Here is a 1,227-nt window from a genome sequence, read left to right on the forward strand (position 1 = left end):
AGGGCGACATACCGGGATCTGCAAAAGCGTTCCGGCGTGCGGAGATTCGGCACGGGACGAAGTCCGCGCTGTTCGCACCCGAGCTCGGGGTGGCGCGGGCGTGGACCAGGGCGACGGCACGGGACAAGACCGGTGCGCTGACGGCGGTGCGGGAGGCGGCCCGGACCGCCGAGCGGGCGGGGCAATCGGCGGTGGCGCTGCTGGTTTGGCATGACGCCATTCGTCTCGGAGATATCCGTGCGCTGGAGCCGGTGACTCGGTTGGTGGGCGAAATCGATTGCGCTATAGGGCAAATCATCGTGCGTCATGCCCGGGCGCTGGTCAATAGTGACGGAGGGGCTTTGGCCGCGGTGTCCGACGAACTCGCCGCAGTCGGAATGGTTGCGGCAGCCACCGATGCCACCCTGCAGGCTCAGGGCTGCGGCGGTTCGTAGCGTCTATCGCCGCCGCCAAATCGGGCGCTGCACCGCAGATGAAAGACCGAAGACGACCGCAGGCGTATCAGACCAGGGCCGGGCCGGCGCGGCGGCATTCTGGACGCGCTCGTGCTGGCGCCGCGCCCCGACGGCGCTCAAATGTACGGCAACACAGGACAGTCGAAAATTGATTAGCCGATTAACCGCCGCGCCCTAGAGTGGCACTCCGTCCTTGCCGAATGAACCGGGTGAACCGCCAGGCCCGCCGCTACCGCCCTTCCCGCCGATACCCACGACGAAGTTGGTTCCGTAGGTGTCGCCGCCGTCGCCGCCGTCGCCACCGTCGACACCAGCGCCCGAGCTGCTACCGCCGTCGCCGCCGCGGCCACCACGCGCAACACCGTTAGATCCGTCGACCACTGTGGCAACACCACCCCTCCCGCCTTTGCCGCCGGAGCCGGCGAAGCCCTGGCCACCCATTCCGCCCGCTCCGCCGTTGGCATCGCCAGTACCGTCGTTAGTGGCGGCACCGCCGTTGCCTCCGGTCCCGCCGGTCGCGCCGCTCCCGCCATCGCCGCCCCGACCACCGCTAGCGGCACCTGTAGCGGAGTTGTTCATGACGACAGCGGCGCCACCGCTGCCGCCGGCGCCTCCGGTGCCGCTACCGATACCGAAGCCGCCGTCCCCACCCGTACCTCCTATTGCGCCTCCGGTTCCCCAGTTCGTGGCAGCACCACCGGCTCCGCCGAACCCGCCGGACCCCCCGCCAGCCCCGCCTTTCCCGCCGCCGCCAGCGATCGCGGTATCCGTA

Annotated in this window: 2 pseudogenes; one reads left to right on the top strand and one right to left on the bottom strand. The window is 69.8% G+C overall.

Annotated features, from left to right (window positions below):
* Nucleotides 1-434 (top strand): annotated as a pseudogene (locus BST27_RS30405) (AAA family ATPase); the annotation flags it as partial.
* 195 nt (nt 435-629) lie between these two features.
* Here the strand turns inward: BST27_RS30405 and BST27_RS34715 are convergent.
* Nucleotides 630-1,227, bottom strand: a pseudogene (locus tag BST27_RS34715) (hypothetical protein); the annotation flags it as partial.

It is taken from the genome of Mycobacterium intermedium (assembly GCF_002086275.1).
Lineage (GTDB): Bacteria > Actinomycetota > Actinomycetes > Mycobacteriales > Mycobacteriaceae > Mycobacterium > Mycobacterium intermedium.